The organism is Klebsiella sp. 10 (assembly GCF_018223925.1).
Taxonomy (GTDB): domain Bacteria; phylum Pseudomonadota; class Gammaproteobacteria; order Enterobacterales; family Enterobacteriaceae; genus Klebsiella; species Klebsiella pneumoniae.
Genome location: NZ_JAGRRB010000012.1, coordinates 336087 through 354475 on the forward strand (window position 1 = coordinate 336087; position 18389 = coordinate 354475).

Annotated in this window: 19 protein-coding genes; 16 read left to right on the forward strand and 3 right to left on the reverse strand. The window is 58.6% G+C overall.

The window, feature by feature from the left end:
* Positions 1 to 81: 81 nt before the first annotated feature.
* Complete coding sequence (gene speB, locus KHQ26_RS15230) at positions 82 to 1002, forward strand: agmatinase (protein WP_002916572.1); 921 nt, start codon at positions 82 to 84, stop codon at positions 1000 to 1002.
* 127 nt (positions 1003 to 1129) lie between these two features.
* Here speB and KHQ26_RS15235 read toward each other — a convergent pair whose 3' ends face one another.
* Entirely contained in the window at positions 1130 to 2350 is a 1221-nt protein-coding gene (locus tag KHQ26_RS15235; protein ID WP_020803840.1) for an MFS transporter, read from the reverse strand.
* 427 nt (positions 2351 to 2777) lie between these two features.
* Between KHQ26_RS15235 and KHQ26_RS15240 the strand changes: the two genes are divergently transcribed.
* The 14 genes from KHQ26_RS15240 (at position 2778) to KHQ26_RS15305 (ending at position 15492) form a co-directional block, all read left to right on the forward strand.
* A complete protein-coding gene (locus tag KHQ26_RS15240; protein ID WP_004151769.1) occupies positions 2778 to 3101 on the forward strand; it encodes a Rieske (2Fe-2S) protein in 324 nt (107 codons plus the stop codon).
* The gene (locus KHQ26_RS15245; protein ID WP_004144765.1) at positions 3098 to 3406 is read left to right on the forward strand and encodes a recombinase-like helix-turn-helix domain-containing protein; all 309 of its coding nucleotides are present in this window, start codon (positions 3098 to 3100) and stop codon (positions 3404 to 3406) included. Before KHQ26_RS15240 ends, KHQ26_RS15245 begins: the two co-directional genes overlap by 4 nt.
* 10 nt (positions 3407 to 3416) lie before the next feature.
* Positions 3417 to 4439, forward strand: coding sequence for an aromatic ring-hydroxylating oxygenase subunit alpha (locus tag KHQ26_RS15250; RefSeq protein WP_004151770.1), 1023 nt, complete (start codon positions 3417 to 3419; stop codon positions 4437 to 4439).
* Complete coding sequence (locus KHQ26_RS15255) at positions 4439 to 5188, forward strand: SDR family oxidoreductase (protein WP_015958969.1); 750 nt, start codon at positions 4439 to 4441, stop codon at positions 5186 to 5188. The genes KHQ26_RS15250 and KHQ26_RS15255 overlap by 1 nt, the downstream gene beginning before the upstream one ends.
* Positions 5189 to 5201: 13 nt before the next feature.
* On the forward strand, positions 5202 to 5990 hold the full coding sequence (locus KHQ26_RS15260; RefSeq protein WP_004144761.1) for an IclR family transcriptional regulator: 789 nt from the start codon (positions 5202 to 5204) through the stop codon (positions 5988 to 5990).
* 87 nt (positions 5991 to 6077) lie between these two features.
* The gene (locus KHQ26_RS15265) at positions 6078 to 7004 is read left to right on the forward strand and encodes a VOC family protein (RefSeq protein WP_023301297.1); all 927 of its coding nucleotides are present in this window, start codon (positions 6078 to 6080) and stop codon (positions 7002 to 7004) included.
* The gene (locus KHQ26_RS15270; protein ID WP_004151774.1) at positions 7001 to 8197 is read left to right on the forward strand and encodes an NAD(P)/FAD-dependent oxidoreductase; all 1197 of its coding nucleotides are present in this window, start codon (positions 7001 to 7003) and stop codon (positions 8195 to 8197) included. Before KHQ26_RS15265 ends, KHQ26_RS15270 begins: the two co-directional genes overlap by 4 nt.
* 26 nt (positions 8198 to 8223) lie before the next feature.
* Positions 8224 to 9480, forward strand: coding sequence for an MFS transporter (locus KHQ26_RS15275; protein ID WP_004149797.1), 1257 nt, complete (start codon positions 8224 to 8226; stop codon positions 9478 to 9480).
* Between the two features lie 10 nt (positions 9481 to 9490).
* A complete protein-coding gene (locus KHQ26_RS15280; protein WP_004174433.1) occupies positions 9491 to 10021 on the forward strand; it encodes a cupin domain-containing protein in 531 nt (176 codons plus the stop codon).
* A 9-nt stretch (positions 10022 to 10030) separates the two neighbouring features.
* Positions 10031 to 10801, forward strand: coding sequence for an alpha/beta fold hydrolase (locus KHQ26_RS15285; RefSeq protein ID WP_020803838.1), 771 nt, complete (start codon positions 10031 to 10033; stop codon positions 10799 to 10801).
* On the forward strand, positions 10785 to 11579 hold the full coding sequence (locus KHQ26_RS15290) for an SDR family oxidoreductase (RefSeq protein ID WP_020803842.1): 795 nt from the start codon (positions 10785 to 10787) through the stop codon (positions 11577 to 11579). The genes KHQ26_RS15285 and KHQ26_RS15290 overlap by 17 nt, the downstream gene beginning before the upstream one ends.
* Before the next feature lie 9 nt (positions 11580 to 11588).
* The gene (locus KHQ26_RS15295; RefSeq protein ID WP_020803835.1) at positions 11589 to 12353 is read left to right on the forward strand and encodes an aspartate dehydrogenase; all 765 of its coding nucleotides are present in this window, start codon (positions 11589 to 11591) and stop codon (positions 12351 to 12353) included.
* A gap of 15 nt (positions 12354 to 12368) precedes the next feature.
* Complete coding sequence (locus tag KHQ26_RS15300; protein WP_004151779.1) at positions 12369 to 13838, forward strand: aldehyde dehydrogenase; 1470 nt, start codon at positions 12369 to 12371, stop codon at positions 13836 to 13838.
* 13 nt (positions 13839 to 13851) lie between these two features.
* Positions 13852 to 15492, forward strand: a complete 1641-nt coding sequence (locus KHQ26_RS15305) for a thiamine pyrophosphate-binding protein (RefSeq protein ID WP_004149794.1) — start codon at positions 13852 to 13854, stop codon at positions 15490 to 15492.
* A 136-nt stretch (positions 15493 to 15628) separates the two neighbouring features.
* Here the strand turns inward: KHQ26_RS15305 and KHQ26_RS15310 are convergent, their stop codons facing one another.
* Together KHQ26_RS15310 and KHQ26_RS15315 are read right to left on the reverse strand one after the other, a co-directional pair.
* Positions 15629 to 16897, reverse strand: a complete 1269-nt coding sequence (locus tag KHQ26_RS15310; RefSeq protein WP_009484122.1) for an OprD family outer membrane porin — start codon at positions 16895 to 16897, stop codon at positions 15629 to 15631.
* Positions 16898 to 17274: 377 nt separating this feature from the next.
* A complete protein-coding gene (locus KHQ26_RS15315) occupies positions 17275 to 18033 on the reverse strand; it encodes a M48 family metallopeptidase (RefSeq protein ID WP_004151780.1) in 759 nt (252 codons plus the stop codon).
* Positions 18034 to 18311: 278 nt separating this feature from the next.
* Here KHQ26_RS15315 and KHQ26_RS26300 point away from each other — a divergent pair.
* Positions 18312 to 18389, forward strand: a 78-nt coding sequence (locus KHQ26_RS26300; protein ID WP_227507534.1) for a hypothetical protein, incomplete at its 3' end; no start/stop codon positions are given.

Genomic DNA, 18389 nt, shown 5'->3' on the forward strand with positions numbered 1-18389 from the left:
TCCTCGTCGGGCCTAACGACGCGGAGGGGTTTTTTTATACTTATTTTTTACGTTCCACGACTGTCAAAAGAGGTCATATCCATGAGCACTTTAGGTCATCAATACGATAACTCCCTGGTATCCAATGCCTTTGGCTTTCTGCGTTTGCCAATGAACTTTATGCCGTATGAAAGCGATGCGGACTGGGTCATCACCGGCGTGCCGTTCGATATGGCGACCTCCGGGCGCGCGGGCGGCCGTCATGGCCCGGCGGCGATCCGTCAGGTTTCCACTAACCTTGCCTGGGAGCACAACCGTTTCCCGTGGAACTTCGATATGCGCGAGCGCCTGAACGTGGTGGACTGCGGGGATCTGGTGTACGCCTTCGGCGACGCGCGCGAAATGAGCGAGAAGCTGCAGGCTCACGCCGAGAAGCTGCTGGCGGCCGGCAAACGTATGCTCTCCTTTGGCGGCGACCACTTCGTTACCCTGCCGCTGCTGCGCGCCCATGCCAAGCACTTTGGTAAAATGGCGCTGGTGCACTTCGATGCTCACACCGATACCTACGCCAACGGCTGCGAGTTCGACCACGGCACCATGTTCTATACCGCGCCGAACGAAGGGCTTATCGATCCGAACCACTCCGTACAGATCGGGATCCGCACCGAGTTCGACAAAGACAATGGCTTTACGGTACTGGATGCCGGCCAGGTTAACGACCGCAGCGTTGATGACGTGATTGCCCAGGTGAAGCAGATCGTCGGCGACATGCCGGTGTACCTGACCTTTGATATCGACTGTCTGGATCCGGCGTTTGCGCCAGGCACCGGTACCCCGGTTATCGGTGGGCTGACCTCCGACCGCGCGATCAAGCTGGTGCGCGGCCTGAAGGACCTGAACATCGTCGGGATGGACGTGGTGGAAGTCGCCCCGGCCTACGATCAGTCCGAAATTACCGCTCTGGCGGCGGCGACCCTGGCGCTGGAGATGCTGTACATCCAGGCGGCGAAGAAGGGCGAATAAATCTGTTCCCGTCATACTTCAAGTTGCATAGGCGTGGGCAATAAATCGGCCCATCCCTGGGCCTCGTCCTTACGGGGCCAGCGCAAGCGCTGTTCAAAACGACTAGCCGTTTTGTCCTGCAACTTATTTAGGGTATAGACGCGTTTACTGCTGCTGCGCGACGCATACGCAGCAGCAGTGCGCCGCCGGCGCACAGCGTAATCAGCTGCGATGCCACCAGTACGGAAAAACCTGAACTTACCGATCCCACTGATTTCATCACCACTCCCATCAGCAGCGGAATAAACGCCGCGCAGATGTTGCCAATGCCGTTAATGATCCCATAAGCGCTGCCTACCGCTTCGCGCGGGGCGTGATGCTGAACCACCGCAGGGATCGCCGCCCCCTGTAATCCCCAGAACACGTTCGCCGCCAGCATAAACAGCGCCAGCATCGCTGGCTGTTGGCTGAGGATTAGCGCCAGCACGGAACCGGCGGTGAGTAGACCGCCAATAATAAACAACAGCGGCGCCTGCTCCGGGCGCATTTTGTCGAGGAGCACGCCGCCAAGAAACTTTGAGCCCAGGCTTAACAGAAAGGGGGCTGCCGCCAGCAGGCCGGTAGCCTGTAGCGAGAAGTGGTGCTCGTCGCGCAGCCAGGCGGGCAACCAGGCGCTACTCCCCCACAGATAGCTGAGCGTGGCGATTTCTACCAGCAGGATCCAGCCTAGCAGCGGCGTACGCCAGGCGAGGGCAAAAGTTTGGCTAAAGCCAGGCTTCGCGCGCTGTGCAGTCACTTTTGGCGCGGGGAGAAACCGCCAAATTAACCCTCCGCCGAGCAGGAGATTCATCAGCGCCAGCGCATAGAAGGAACCGATCCAGCCAACGTGCGCCATCAGCCAGGTGACCAGCGGGAAGCCTACCGCCAGCCCCAACGATACGCCAAGGGCGGTCAGCGCATTCGGCTTGCCTATTTCATCAGCGGCGAAGTTGTCGTTGATAAAGCGCGTTTTCAGAGAGAACAGCGGCCCCTCCGCCACGCCAAGAACGATGCGCGCGATCAGCATTCCCAGCAGTGAGCCGAGTAGCGGGGAAATGGCGCACACCAGCGCCCATATAGCAATGCTGCTTAAGAGTCCCTGACGATAATGCCATCTACTTTCTATAACTGGGGTTAATAATAATGCCGAAAAACCATAACCCAGAAGAAAGCATGTCATTAGCATACCTTGTAACATTCTGTTTTCATTTAACTGAAAATGGGCAGCGAATTCCGGGTTAAGGATCATCACCGAGATATTTACCCGATCGACGTAGGAAATAATTATTAACAAAAGTAATGCTATTACCCCTTGCCATCTTGCCGCCATGAGTGGGCTCCACGATTAATTTAATGATTGCCAGTTATTATTTTTTAACGCCAGAAATAGTTACATGAGTAAAATGGTTCACCTATGAAACTCATTGTTTTTAAATGATTAAATAAATAGCTGTTTCATGGGTGAAACACCATGGTTTCCGCTGTTGCCCATTTTTAATGATCGATTTGAAAAGAAGTCAATAGTCGTATGTGAAATTTAAATCGGCATTTTTATTTATAATGGATCACCGCTTTAAATATCATCATTTCATCTGAATGCAGTTTTTCGTGATCAATTGCACACTTAGCTAATTTAAAAGCCACTCATTAACAAATTCGTCACATTAATGCTTGACGAAACATTCACCGCTTTTATATTGACCGTATTAAATAAGAAACAGAGTTTCATATATGAAACAAAAGCCTGGAGGATTACGATGAGCTGGATAGGCGTATGTGACGCGGAGCAAGTACAGGAAGATTTCCCATATAGCGGCAATATCGACGGTAAGGAAATCGGTATTTATCTGATTGATGGCGAATATTACGCGCTGGAAGACGTTTGCCCTCATGCCTATGCGCTCCTGAGCCAGGGCTTTGTCGAAGATGGCAAGGTGGAATGCCCGCTGCATGAGGCGGTATTCGACGTGAAAACCGGCCAGTGCCTGCATGGACCCGGCGGTCGCAACCTTAATCGTTACCCGGTGCGGGTATACGACAATCAGATCCAGATTACCTTTATCGAGGAGAACGTGGCATGAGCGAATCCCTGGACTTCAACCCGGCGCTACCGGAAAGCCGCCAGTTTACGCCACCGGCGGAAGGCGGAAACGGCAATATCCATAAGCCTGGCGACTATCACAATCTGATTTGGCAAACCCGCAGCCGGGTACCGGAAAACTGGGAACTGCAGCTTATCGCCACCCTGGAAACGTTGTTCGAGCAGGGCGCGGAAAGTCTCGGTGAACTGGTGAACGGCCTCAATGGCGTCAGGATGCATGACCAACAGGGCGAACCGTGGAGCGAAAGCAGCTTCCAGGCATTTTTACAGGTTAACGGCTACTGAGGACACAGCGATGACGACAACGGTACAAAACTATCTTGATAAAGGACTGCGCGGCCTGTGGTATCCGGTGCTGGCGAGCTGGGAAGTGCAGTCTGCGCCGGTAGGCATTACCCGTCTCGGCGAGCAGATCGTGGTCTGGCGGAATAAAGATGGCCAGGTGCAGGCCCTGGAAGACCGCTGCCCGCATCGCGGCGCACGCCTGTCGATGGGCTGGAACTTAGGCGATCGTATCGCCTGCTGGTATCACGGCGTGGAAGTCGCCGGCAACGGCGAAGTGAAAGACGTTCCGGCGGTGGATCGCTGCCCGCTGGTCGGCCAGCAGTGCGTGCGCAGCTACAGCGTGCACGAAGCGCACGGGGCAATCTTCCTGTGGTTTGGCGTCACCGCCGATCAGCAGCCTGATGAATTGAGCTTCCCTGAGGAACTAGCCGATAGCGAAAAATACAGTAACTTCCTGTGCACCGCGGCGTGGAAATGCAACTACCAGTACGCGCTGGAAAACGTGATGGACCCGATGCATGGCACCTATTTGCACTCATCATCGCACTCGATGGCAGAAGGCGATCGCAAAGCCGATATGGTCCTGCAGCCGACGAAAACCGGCTTTATCTTCGAGAAAAAAGGGCAGAGCGGCGTTAACTTTGACTGGGTTGAACTGGGCAACAGCGGCGCCTACTGGATGCGTCTGTCTATTCCGTACAAAAAGCGTTTCGGGCCGGGCGGCCATTTCTGGATCGTCGGCATGGTGGTTCCGGAAGATAACGATAACTGTCGCGTCTTCTTCTGGCGCATCCGCGGCGTTCAGGGCTGGCAGCGCGATCTGTGGCGCTTTATGTACCGCAACCGTCTGGAAAAACTGCACTGGGAAGTACTGGAGCAGGATCGCGTGGTGCTGGAAAGCCTGGCGCCGAACGCCCGCGATCATGAATACCTTTATCAACATGACGTCGGTCTGTCCCGCCTGCGCCGCATGATGCAGAAAGCGGCGAAAGAGCAGTTAGCGCTCCGCGAAGCGCAGCAGGGTGCCGCCTGATGAACGGCCTGCTAAACGGTAAACGTATTGTCGTCACCGGTGCGGCGCGCGGTCTCGGGTACCACTTTGCCGAAGCCTGCGCCGCTCAGGGCGCGACGGTGGTGATGTGCGACATCCTGCAGGGAGAGCTGGCGGAAAGCGCTCATCGCCTGCAGCAGAAGGGCTATCAGGTCGAATCTCACGCCATCGATCTTGCCAGTCAAGCATCGATCGAGCAGGTCTTCAGCGCCATCGGCGCGCAGGGGTCTATCGATGGCTTAGTCAATAACGCAGCGATGGCCACCGGCGTCGGCGGAAAAAATATGATCGATTACGATCCGGATCTGTGGGATCGGGTAATGACGGTCAACGTTAAAGGCACCTGGTTGGTGACCCGCGCGGCGGTACCGCTGCTGCGCGAAGGGGCGGCGATCGTCAACGTCGCTTCGGATACCGCGCTGTGGGGCGCGCCGCGGCTGATGGCCTATGTCGCCAGTAAGGGCGCGGTGATTGCGATGACCCGCTCCATGGCCCGCGAGCTGGGTGAAAAGCGGATCCGTATCAACGCCATCGCGCCGGGACTGACCCGCGTTGAGGCCACGGAATACGTTCCCGCCGAGCGTCATCAGCTGTATGAGAACGGCCGCGCGCTCAGCGGCGCGCAGCAGCCGGAAGATGTCACCGGCAGCGTGGTCTGGCTGCTGAGCGATCTTTCGCGCTTTATCACCGGCCAACTGATCCCGGTCAACGGCGGTTTTGTCTTTAACTAACAAGTGAGGCGGTATGGCGAACGATCAGGAAGTGAAGTACCTGGTACCGGGTCTGGAGCGCGGTTTACAACTGCTGCTGGCGTTTGGCGAACAGCATCGCGATCTGACTTTTGCCGAGCTGCATCGGCTGGTGGATATGCCGAAAGCGACCGCCTATCGCGTGGTGCAGACGCTGGAATATATGGGCTTTCTCGAGCGCAACGCCCGCACCAATACCTTTTCGCTGGGCATGAACGTACTGCGTCTGGGCTTTGAATATATCGCCTCACTGGATGTCGCTCAGGTGGGTCAGCCGGTCATCGAGCAACTGCGCGATATCAGCCAGTGCAGCAGCCATCTGGCGATCCGCGACGGCCGCGACATTATCTACATCGCCCGCGTCAGCGCCGCCGGTTCGCGTATCAACCAGGTCAGCGTCGGAACGCGGCTACCGGTGCACTGCACCTCGCTTGGCCGCATGCTGCTGACCGATGTTTCCCGCAGCGAGTTTGAACAATTGTTCCCGGATGAACGGCTGCCGGGCAATGCGCCGGGCCAGCTGTACGACCGCGAAGCGCTGTGGCAGATGGTGCAGCAGGATAAAGCCCGCGGCTACGTGATTGGCGAATCGTTCTACCGCCACGGCATCTCATCGATTGTCTATCCGGTCTTTAACCGCAGCGGCCGGGTGGCGGCGGTCGTCAGCATTCTGGTGCCGTCGGACGAGATCCCGCAAAGCGATCGCGAGCGGTTGCAGAACGAAGTCAGTATGGCGGCGGACAAAATTTCCGGCTTTCTCGGATATTTGTCACAAGCAAGTTAAATCAACAACTTAAGGCAGGCGCTTGATTGCGTCGGGCATGTTTTACGCCCAAATTCGGGCGACTGAACGGTAAAGAGGCGACGAATAATGAGTATTACCGGAATTGAAAAGCTGGAATTTGGCGTAGACGACCTGAACCACAGCGCCAAATTTATGCGCGATTTTGGCCTGACCGGCGACGCCAGCGGCCGCGTGTTTACCACCCTCAGCGGCGCGCGGGTCGAACTTAACCCGACCGATGCCGCCGATCTCCCGCCAGCCTTTGAGGCGGGCAACACTCTGCGTCGCATGACCTGGGGCGTGGCGGATCGGGCGACGCTGGATGCGCTGCGCCCGAAGCTGGAACGCCAGCCCGGTTTCCGTGAAATCGACGGTGCGCTGGAATGCCGCGATCCCAACGGTATGACGCTGCGGGTGCAGGTTAGCCAGCAAACGGCGGTGGAACTGAACGTCGAGCCGATTAACCAGTGGGGCGATGTGCGTCGCATCGACACTCCGAGCCCGGTATACGACCGCGCGCAGCCCATTAACATCGGCCACGTCGTATTCTTTGTTGAAGAGCTGGCGGCGGTGGAAAGTTTCTATCGCGAAGTACTCGGCTTTCAGGTGTCAGACCGCTATATCAATCGCGCGGTGTTCCTGCGCTGCGGCGTGCGCGGCGGACACCATAACCTCTTCTTATTGCAGTTGCCCAACCGCAAGCGCGGGCTAAACCACGTCGCGTTTACCGTACGGGATATTCATGAAGTGATCGGCGGCGGCATTGCGATGAATAAAAACGCGTGGAGCACGTTTATCGGTCCCGGCCGCCATCCGGTCTCCTCGGCCTACTTCTGGTATGTCAACAGCCCGACCGGCGGCGCTTTTGAGTACTACACCAACGATGATTATCTGACGGAAAACTGGCAGCCGCGCGAGCTTGAGCATTCACTCGTGTCCTTTACCGAATGGGCGGTGGAAGGCGGTATCGATCACGATACCCGTCGCCAGCAGAAAAAACCGGAGGCGGTATGACGGCGCGGATAGTCATTATCGGCGGCGGCCAGGCTGGCGGCTGGGCAGCGAAAACGCTGCGTGATGAAGGGTTTAGCGGCGAGATTTGCGTGGTTGCCGAAGAGCAATGGGATTTTTACGAACGTCCGCCGCTGTCGAAAGCGGCATTGCTGGAGGCCGAACCGGCGCTGCCGCGGTTATTCAGCGCCGAGGTGCAGCAGGCACTGGATTTGCGCTGGTACCGCCCGCTGCGCGCGAAATCGATCGACCGGCAAAATAAAACCCTGGCGCTGAGCAACGGCGAAACGCTGGCGTACGACCTACTGCTGATCGCCACCGGCGGCCGCGCGCGGCTGCCGTCCGAGGCCTGGGGGCAGCATCCTCAGGTATATACCCTGCGCCACTGGCAGGACGCGCAGCGTCTGAAGCAGCGGTTGGCATCGGCAACGCGGCTGGCGATCGTCGGCGGCGGCTGGATTGGCCTCGAAATCGCCGCCTCGGCGCGCAAAAGCGGCGTAGCCGTGACCCTTTATGAACAGCAGCCGGCGCTGTGCATGCGCTCGGTCAGTATGGAGGTCTCGCAGGCGCTGGATGAGTTGCATCGCGGGCAGGGCGTTGATATTCGCCGCGGCTGCGGCGCGCTGGAGCTGGAAGATGATAACGGCTTGCCGACGCTGCACTGCGACGGCCAGCGGGAAACCTTCGATGCGGTAGTGGTGGGGATCGGCGTCGATCTGAATCTCGAACTGGCGCGCGATGCCGGGCTCACTGTCGATCGCGGGATTGTCGTTAATGCCCAGGGGCGCAGTAACGATCCGGCGATTTTCGCCGCTGGCGATGTCGCCCAGCACCATCAGTACGGTCTGTGCATTCAGTCGTGGGCCTTTGCGCAAAATCAGGCCATCGCGACAGCGAAAGCGATGCTCGATCCACAGGCCAGCGGCTACGACGAGGCGCCGTGGCTGTGGTCAGATCAATACGATCGCAATGTCCAGATCCTCGGGATCCCGCAAGCGGGCAGCCGGACCATTGTGCGTGACGAGCCGCAGGGCGCGATCTACTTCTCCCTGAATGCCGATGGACGCTTAACTCAGCTGGTGGCCTTCAATAATGCACGTATCGTGAAGCTGGCGAAGCGCTGGATGGCGGCGGGAAGGGATCTCTCTAACGTCCCGCTCGCTGACCCGACTTTCTCGCTGATGTCATTGCGATAAGAAACGCGAACCCTTAAGGGGGAGAAATGACCACATTAGAGACCAACGCCGCGCCTGCAGAGGCGAGCGGCGAGGGCGTCCGCACGCCTGAAAAAGCAGTTCGTTGGGCCATTCCGCTGTCGCTGCTGGCCTGCGTGCTGCTGGCTTTTTTCGACAAAATCAGTATCGCCGCGCTGTTTTCCGATAGTCACTTCCAGCAGGCGATGGGCATCGATTTCGACACCACCCGGTTGGGCATTCTGATGAGTGCCTTTTTGCTGAGTTACGGCTTCTCGTCAGTGTTATTAAGCGGCCTTGGCGACCGGATTGCGCCGCTGCGTCTGCTGACTGGAATGATGGTGGTGTGGTGCATCCTGATGGTGATCATGGGCTTCACCCACAACTACGCGCTGATGGTGACGCTGCGCATCCTGTTGGGCATTGCTGAAGGGCCGCTGTTTCCGTTGGCGTTCGCCGTGGTGCGCCACACCTTCCCGCAGCGGCTACAGGCCCGCGCCACCATGCTGTGGCTGCTCGGCACGCCGGTTGGCGCGGCGCTGGGTTTCCCGCTGTCAATTTGGCTACTCAATACCTTCGGCTGGCAGAGCACATTTTTCGTGATGGCGATGCTGACGATACCGGTGCTGATTTTTGTACGCATCGGGCTGCGCGGCGTACAACTGGAGGCGAGAGCGAGCAGCGATAAAACCTCGCAGGAAGCGCGCCGCAGCGCGCGTCTCGAGCTCTTTGTGAGTCCGCATTTTTGGATGATCTGCATCTTCAACATCGCCTTTCTCGCCTATCTGTGGGGGATCAACGGCTGGCTGCCGGGCTACCTGATTAAAGGCAAAGGCATTCATCTGGAACACGCCGGCTGGCTGTCGTCGATGCCATTTATCGCCATGTTGCTAGGCGAAATTATCGGCGCCTGGCTGTCCGACCGCGTCGATAGGCGCGCCGCCGCCTGCTTTATTTCCCTGGCAGGCGCGGGTATTGGCCTGGCGGCAGTGATGCATTTCACCACGCCGCTGCCGGTAATCGCGGCGATGAGCTTTAGCACCTTTATGTGGGGCACCGGCGCGCCAAACATTTTCGCGCTGCTGGCTAAAGCGACCCATCCACGGGTCAGCGCCACGGCGGGTGGAATTTTCAACGGGCTGGGAAACTTTGCCGGGGCGCTATCGCCGGCGGTGATGGGCGCGCTTATCGCCTTCACCCATAGCATGGATTCCGGGCTGATTTTTCTGGCGGTGATGGCGGCGGTGGGCTGCGCCCTGTTACTGCCGCTGCTGAGACGTTACTGAGGATAAAACGATGACTGATTCAACCGTAACTGCAAAACAGAGTTTGAAACCTGACCATATGACGATGGAAGAGTGGGTGGAGTCGCGTATCGCGCGCTTTGAAGGCCGTAAATACGACTGGAATGCGCTGAAATTCCAGGCCGATTTCGATCCGAAATATCGCCGCGCGCAGATGCGCTACATCGGCACCGGCGCCACCGGCGTCGCCAGTGATACCAACACCGTTCCGGCCGAGCACTTCACCTTTTCCACCATGGTGTTGCCGTCCAAATGTGAAGGCCCGCTGCACCTGCATGATGACGTAGAAGAGGTGTTCTTCATGCTCAAAGGGCAGATCACTCTGATGATTCAGGACGGCGACAACTATACCGAAACCGTGCTGCGCGAACGCGATCTGATCTCGGTGCCGCCTGGAATTTACCGCGGTTTGTTTAACCACGGCGAAGAAGAGGCGCTAATGTGCGTGATGCTCGGCACCCATAAGCCGCATATTCCGACCTACCCGGAAGATCATCCGCTGGCAAAAGTAAAACGTAACTAAGGGGCGATGATGACGGGGTTTCGTGAACAAGGAAGCGGTATTCCGCTGACGCTGCTGCACGGCATCAGTTCCGGCGCGGCCTCCTGGCATAAACAGATGGCGCTGCCCGGCTACCGCGTGCTGGCCTGGGATATGCCCGGTTATGGCGAAAGCCCGATGCTGGCGGCGACGCCGGCGGATGCCGGCGATTACGCCGACGCGCTGGCGCGAATGCTGGACCGCGCTGGAGTAGAGCAAACCATACTGGTCGGCCATTCGCTGGGCGCGCTGGTGGCGGCCGCCTTCGCCGCGAAATACCCGCAGAGGGTGCTTTACCTGGTGCTCGCCGACGTCGCGCAGGGCTACGGCCAGGCGGAAGCCGCACAGCGGGAAAAAGTCTGGCAGGGGCGTCAACAGCAGATAGCGCTGGGCGGCGAGGCGATGGCCCAGGGGCGAGCGGCAAAACTGCTGCGCCCTGGCGCGCGCGAAGCCGATGTGGCGACGGTGGCGGCGGGGATGCGCAGGCTACGCCGCGACGGTTATCTCGCCGCGGCCTGGATGCTGGCCCATGACGACATTCACCGTTGGCTCGCCGACTATCACGGTCGTCTCTCCGTGTGGTGTGGCGAGCAGGATGCCATTACCCAACCGGAGTTAGTGCAGGGAGTGGCGCTGCGTTACGGCGCCCCTTACATCGCCATCCCTCAGGCTGGACATGCCAGCTATCTCGATAACGAAATCTTTTTTAATCAACAGCTTTTACGCATAGGGGAAGAGGTGCGCGATGAATGCACAAATTGAAGGACGCGTCGCGGTAGTCACCGGCGGTTCGTCAGGAATTGGCTTTGAAACGCTGCGCCTGCTGCTGGGCGAAGGGGCGAAAGTCGCCTTTTGTGGCCGCAACCCGGATCGGCTGGCTAGCGCCCATGCGGAGTTGCAAAACGAATATCCAGAAGGTGAGGTGTTCTCCTGGCGCTGTGACGTACTGAACGAAGCTGAAGTTGCGGCGTTCGCCGCCGCGGTCGCCGCGCGTTTCGGCGGCGTCGATATGCTGATTAATAACGCCGGCCAGGGCTATGTCGCCCACTTCGCCGATACGCCACGTGAGGCCTGGCTGCACGAAGCCGAACTGAAACTGTTCGGCGTGATTAACCCGGTAAAGGCCTTTCAGTCCCTGCTAGAGGCGTCGGATATCGCCTCGATTACCTGTGTGAACTCGCTGCTGGCGTTACAGCCGGAAGAGCACATGATCGCCACCTCTGCCGCCCGCGCCGCGCTGCTCAATATGACGCTGACTCTGTCGAAAGAGCTGGTGGATAAAGGTATTCGTGTGAATTCCATTCTGCTGGGGATGGTGGAGTCCGGGCAGTGGCAGCGCCGTTTTGAGAGCCGAAGCGATAAGAGCCAGAGTTGGCAGCAGTGGACCGCCGATATCGCCCGTAAGCGGGGGATCCCGATGGCGCGTCTCGGTAAGCCGCAGGAGCCAGCGCAAGCGCTGCTATTCCTCGCTTCGCCGCTGGCCTCCTTTACCACCGGCGCGGCGCTGGACGTTTCCGGCGGTTTCTGTCGCCATCTGTAAGGAAAGATGATGAAAAAGGTCATGTTAATTGGCTATGGCGCGATGGCCCAGGCGGTGATTGAACGCCTGCCGCCGCAGGTGAGGGTGGAGTGGATCGTGGCGCGCAAATCGCATCACGCAGCGATCTGCCTGCAGTTTGGTCAAGCGGTGACGCCGCTTACCGATCCGCTGCAATGCGGTGGGACGCCGGATCTGGTGCTGGAATGCGCCAGTCAGCAGGCGGTCGCGCAATACGGCGAAGCGGTACTGGCGCGCGGCTGGCATCTGGCGGTGATCTCGACCGGTGCGTTGGCGGACAGCGAACTGGAACAGCGTTTACGTCAGGCGGGCGGCAAGTTGACGCTGCTGGCTGGCGCAGTAGCCGGGATTGACGGCCTGGCGGCGGCCAAAGAGGGGGGGCTTGAACGAGTGACCTATCAGTCGCGTAAAAGCCCGGCCAGCTGGCGCGGCAGCTATGCCGAACAGCTTATCGACCTCAGCGCGGTCAATGAAGCGCAAATTTTCTTCGAAGGCAGCGCCCGCGAGGCGGCGCGGCTATTCCCGGCAAATGCCAACGTGGCGGCAACCATCGCGCTGGGCGGTATCGGCCTTGACGCGACCCGAGTACAGCTGATGGTCGATCCGGCGACGCAACGCAACACCCATACGCTACACGCCGAAGGATTGTTCGGCGAGTTTCACCTGGAGCTGAGCGGCCTGCCGCTCGCCAGCAATCCGAAAACATCGACCCTCGCGGCACTGAGCGCGGTACGCGCCTGCCGTGAACTGGCATAACGCAGAGAGGCTGAGATGGACGAATTAGACATTTTTATCGGCGGTCAGTGGCGTCGCGGCGGCGGCAATTTGATGCACAGCCAGTTTCCGGCGGATGGCGCTATTAACGCGGCGCTGCATGCGGCAAGCCTCGATGATTTACAGGAGGCGATCGACTGTGCCGACCGCGCCTGGCGGGAGCCAACGTGGCGGGCGATGCTGCCGCATCAGCGGGCGAAGATCCTGCATAAAGTCGCCGATCTAATTGAAGCACAGCTTGATGAGCTCACCCAAAAGCAGAGCCGCGATAATGGTAAACCGCTGGCGGAAGCGCGAGGGCTGGTGATGAGCGCGGCGGGGACGGCACGCTATTTTGCCGCCGCCTGCGAGTTACTGGAAGGCGAGCTGCCGACGCCGCGGCAGGCGGATCTATTGACTCTGAGCCGCTATGAGCCGTTGGGCGTGGTGGCGGCGATCACCCCATGGAACTCGCCGATCGCCAGCGAAATGCAGAAGGTGGCCCCGGCGATCGCCGCCGGAAATGCGGTGATCCTCAAACCGGCGGAAGCCACGCCGCTCATGGCGCTGGAGCTGGCGAAGATCTTTGAGCAGGCCGGTTTACCCGCCGGACTGCTGAGCGTGCTGCCGGGTAAAGGATCGATTATCGGCGATGCGCTGGCCCGCCATCCTAAGGTGCGCAAAATTTCCTTTACCGGCGGCACCACCACCGGACGTCACCTGGCGCACGTGGCGGCGGAAAAGCTGATCCCGGCGTCACTGGAGCTGGGCGGCAAATCGCCGACCATCGTGCTGGAAGATGCCGATATCGAACAGGCGGCGCGGGGCATCTGCTACGGCATTTTCAGCTCCGGCGGCCAGGCCTGCATTGCCGGCTCGCGGCTGTTTGTTCATGACAAAGTGTATCCGCAATTAATGGCCCGCCTGCTGGAGTTAACCCAAGGGCTGCGGGTTGGCCATCCGTTCAGCGCTGGCACCCACGTCGGGCCGCTGATCAACGATAAACACCGGCAGAGCGTGCTGGAGTACGTCGAGCTGGCGAAACGCGAAGGCGGCAGCGTGCTATGCGGCGGCGAGATCCCGGCGGATCCGGCGCTGGCGGCAGGCAGCTATTTCCTGCCGACCATCATTGAAGGGCTGAACAATCAGGCCCGCGTTTGCCAGGAAGAGATCTTCGGACCGGTTCTGGTGGCGATGCGTTTTCACGATGAAGCAGCGCTGATCCGCGAGGCCAATGATTCGGTCTTCGGACTGGCGGCGGGGATCTGGACGCGTGATACCGGCCGCGCGCTGCGTCTGAGCGAACAACTGGAAGCCGGTACGGTGTGGATCAACACCTACAAAGTTTTCTCCATTTCGACCCCGTTTGGGGGCTTTAAAGAGAGCGGTCTGGGCCGCGAAAAAGGGATCCAGGGGCTGAAAGCCTGGATGCAACAAAAGAGCATTTATCTGGCGACGGGTAATAGCGTCAACCACTGGTGCGACTGAGAAAGGGTGAGCAATGAGCGAAATGATAACCGTCGGCGATGCCATCGCCAGAACGCTGGAGCAGTATCACGTTGAAGCCATTTATGGCGTCATTTCTATCCATAACCTGCCGATCGCCGATGCCGTCGGCCAGCGGGAAAAAATCCGCTTTGTTCCGGCGCGCGGTGAAGCGGGCTCGGTGACCATGGCTGACGCCCACGGCCGTTTTTCCGGGCTCGGCGTGGCGCTGACCAGTACCGGCGCGGGTGCGGGTAATGCGGTCGGCGCGCTGGTTGAGGCGATGAACGCCGGTACGCCGCTGCTGCACCTGACCGGACAGGTCGAAAAAGCCTGGCTGGACGCCGACACCGGTTTCATTCATGAAACCCGCGATCAGTTGACCTTCCTGAAAGCCAGTTCGAAGCGCGCTTACCGCATTAGCAACGCCAACCAGGCGGTGGCTATCCTGCATAAGGCGATTCAGGAGGCGCAGACGCCGCCGTGCGGCCCGGTCTCGGTGGAGATCCCAATCGACATTCAGAGCGCCAAAATTCCGCTTTCACTGCTGACCGCGCCGCTGAAACGCGCTCCGGCGGTTGAGCCGGAAGCGTCGCTGGTCGATGCGCTGTGGGCGCAGCTTAAGCAGGCGAAGCAGCCGCTGCTGTGGCTTGGCGGCGGCGCGTTAGAGAGCGGCGAGGCGGTGAAGACGCTGGCGGATGCCGGGGTGACGGTGATTTCCAGTACCCACGGCCGCGGCATTCTGGCGGACAGCCATCGCGCCAGCCTGCGCGCGTTTCATAATTCTCCCTCGGTTGAAGCGCTGATTTCACAATGTGATTTCACACTTGTTGCCGGTTCCCGGCTGCGCAGCAACGAAACGCGCTCGTGGACGCTGGAACTGCCCACGCCGCGGGTGCAGATTGATATTGACCCGGCGGCGGCCAGCCGTAACTACTTGATGGACAATACCCTGGTGGCGGATTGCCGGGCGCTATTAGCGGCGCTGGCAGCGCGGGTGCAGGGCCGGATATGGGGCGATGCGCGTTGGGATAGCCAGCTTAAAGAGGCGGTAGAGGCGGCGGAGCAGGGGCTGCGCGACCAGTGCGGCGATTACGCTAAATTGAATGACGCGATTGCGCAGGCGCTGCCCGATGACGGCATCCTGGTGCGCGATATTACCGTTTCCGGCAGCCTGTGGGGCAGCCGTCTGTTCCGCGCTCACGGCCCGCTGATGAATATCCATTCTCTGGCCGGAGCCATCGGTATGGGGCTACCGATGGCGGTGGGTACCGCGATTGCCAATCCGCAACGTAAAGTGGTCGGCCTGGTCGGCGACGGCGGCCTGAGCCTCAACCTTGGCGAACTGGCGACCCTGGCGCAGGAGAAGGCCAACGTGACGCTGTTGATTATGAATGACGGCGGCTACGGCGTAATGCGCGGTATTCAGGATAAGTATTTTGGCGGCCGCCAGTATTACAACGAGCTGCACACGCCAGACTTTACCCTGTTGGCGCAGGCGATGGGTTTGCAGGCGTGGAGCGTGGATCGGGCTGAGGATTTCCAGGCGGTGATGACCGAAGCGCTGGCGATGCCGGGGCCATCGGTGGTGGAAGTGAAGATGGGCCAGATTGGCGCGCTGCGCTTTGCCGGCCCGCCGCAGAAGACGCTGTATTAATGATAACCCAGTGACCCCAACCCTCTCCCTTCCGGGGAGAGGGTACCGCACGGCACAGGGGGTTAATCAAGGCGCCGGACGGTTGCTCCTGCGCGCCGGGAGAGGGCCGGCTCACTGGAGAGGGTTCATTATATGGTTAAAACACGTTAAACGGATATTCGACGTAGAACCGCACTTCATTCCCGCTGACGTTATAGTCGCTGGCGTTGCTGGAAACGCGCAGCACCGAATAGCGGAGTCTCAATTTCAAATCTTTCGCCATGCCGTTTTGCACCTGGTACTGCACCTGGTTGAACCATTCGTGTTCTTTACCGTTGCTGGTCTCGGCGGTTTTAATGTTATCCCCGCGAACGTAGGCGGTGGTCCAGCTCAGGCCCGGTACGCCCAGTCCGGCAAAATCCAGGCCATAGGAGGCCTGCCAGGAACGTTCATCCTCGCCGTTAAAATCTGACCAGTAGGAGTTAGCCAGCCAGATGGTGTTGCCGCCATCGCCAACGCCGCCCTGATTCTGATACCCGCCGTAGTGGTAGCCGGTGCTGCCGCTGCTTTGCTGGTAAGCGACCTTAAAAGTGTGAATATCCCAGATATAGCTGGCGGCCAGGCTCCAGATGCTGTTGCTGCGCCCGGTGTCATTGGCGTCGGCATATTCTTGATCTAAGCGCGAGTTATAGCCGTTGAAGTCAACAATCAGCTGCTGGTCGGTGGCGAACGGCTTCTTGTAGTTCAGGCCGAGATACTGCTTATTCAGCACGTCTTCGACGTGCGAAGCGTAAAGCGCGCCGCTGAGCTGGTCGTTGAATTGATAGCTGGCGCCGCCAAAGGTCAGGCTCTTCAGGCCGCTATTGTGGCTGTCGTCGCTTTTGCGCTGCTGATCGGTGAGATAACCGGCGTTAATTTCCAGACCGTCGATTTCTCTTGAGGTCAGCATGGTACCGGTATAGCTCTCGTACAGCAGCCGCGAGTCATCGGCGTAGACGATAGGCAGCATCGGGCGCTGGCTACCGTAGCTGAGGACGGTATTCGAGAAGCGCATTTTAGCGGTAGCGCCAAATTTTGCTAAATCGGACTTTGCGCGGCCATCATCATCCTGGGCGAAAAAGTCGATACCGCCCGCGCCGCTGCGGCCGCGGCCGCCGTCGAGGCGCACGGCGTACTGTGCAATGCCGTCAACGCCGAAGCCGACCGGCCCTTGAGTAAAGCCGGACTCGAAGGTAGCGATGATACCCTGACCCCATTCGGCTTTATCCGGCAAACCATCGCGATAATCGCGTTTGATATAAGCGTTACGTAAAAAGAGATCCAGGTGGCTGTCTTCAATAAAGCCCTGACTGGTAGATTGTTGGCTGGCGAAAGCCGGCGCGGCGGCAATAATGCCAAGTGCGATTAATGGTAATTCTTTTTTCACTGAGGGCACTTCTCTGTCTGTCGATATATTCAAGGGAATCACTGCTGACCAGATATTCTCCTGAAATAATGTCGAAAGCAATCATTGTGTGAGCAGTTATTGCAGCCGGAAACAGGTTGTATGGTGCATGAGCCGTGCGCCAGGCAGTAAGGGGTGGACTATTTATTATTCGGGTAAAGACGATTCTGGAAGCCAGATAGTGTGCGGCCTTTTTAATTTACCAAATAATATATTTCTGAATCGCCGGGCATAAAATAATTGGCTGTGATGCGCTGTGATAATAATTAACGGTTTGTGCGCTTAAATTATCAATTAATGCGGCTAAATATTTTAACGGATATATAAAAAAGGGAGGCAATAATGCCTCCCGCTGATGATTATTTAATCCCGTCGGCCTTCATGCGATCGCGAATATGCTGGGCGCGCGCTTCTGAGGCCGGGTGATCGTCAAACATCGAACTCTGACGACCGGCTTCCAGCTTGGCCAGTTTCTCGAAGCTGGTGGCCAGTCCCGACGGATTGATACCGCGCTTACGCAGCAGGTCGTAAGAGTAATCATCCGCTTCCGATTCCTGACGCTGGGAGAACTGCGAGTTCACCAGTTTTTCGCCCAGATCGCCCAACTGAGACTGCGACAGGCTACCGACGATACCGCCCGCGGAGGCCGCCGCCGCACGCACGGCGTTGGTACCCAGGGCGACCTGCATGCCTTTCTTCACGTGGCCCAGCGCGACGTGGCCCATTTCGTGGCCGATCACCGCCTCGACTTCATTATCGTTCATCAGATCCATCAGCCCGCTGTAGACGCGGATGCAGCCGTTGGCCATGGCGAAGGCGTTGACATCCTTGGTCTCATAGACCTTGTAGTTCACGGGCTGACCATTGATGTTATCGCCCAGCGCAGCCGCGATTTTGTTCAGCCGCTGGCTGTATTCACTGTTGGCCGGGGCGATTTTCGCTTTGGCGTCCATCTCTTTACAGGCCTGGTCGCTTAAGGTTTTCACCTGCGCGTCGCTGAGAGAGTATGCCTGGAAGGCTTCGGCGCCTGAGCTGAGCAGACCGTTGGAGTCCATGTTCTGACATCCGGTGAGGGTTGCTGCGATCCCAAGAGCAAGTACGGTTGAGCGAATTTTCATTTTTATCTTCCACAATCTTATGGTTGTTTATCCGAAAATACGGCGACGGCAGGGAACCGTATTCTGCGTAAATTATAAAGAGTATCGCAGGATGCGGGCGAGCGGATTCCGGCGTAGCACAACCTGTTCCAGAGATTTCTTAAAGGGCAAAAGGATGCTCCATGTACATGACTTGTCGCTTGGGTTACATTGTTCACACTTTTTTCCGGCGTAGCCCAAAACGCGCTCTCGTCAAGTCGTTAAGGGCATGGCCTTCAACAGTCCGAACTGGAGTCAAAATGTCCTCACGTAAAGAGCTTGCTAACGCTATTCGTGCGCTGAGCATGGACGCTGTACAGAAAGCCAAATCCGGCCAC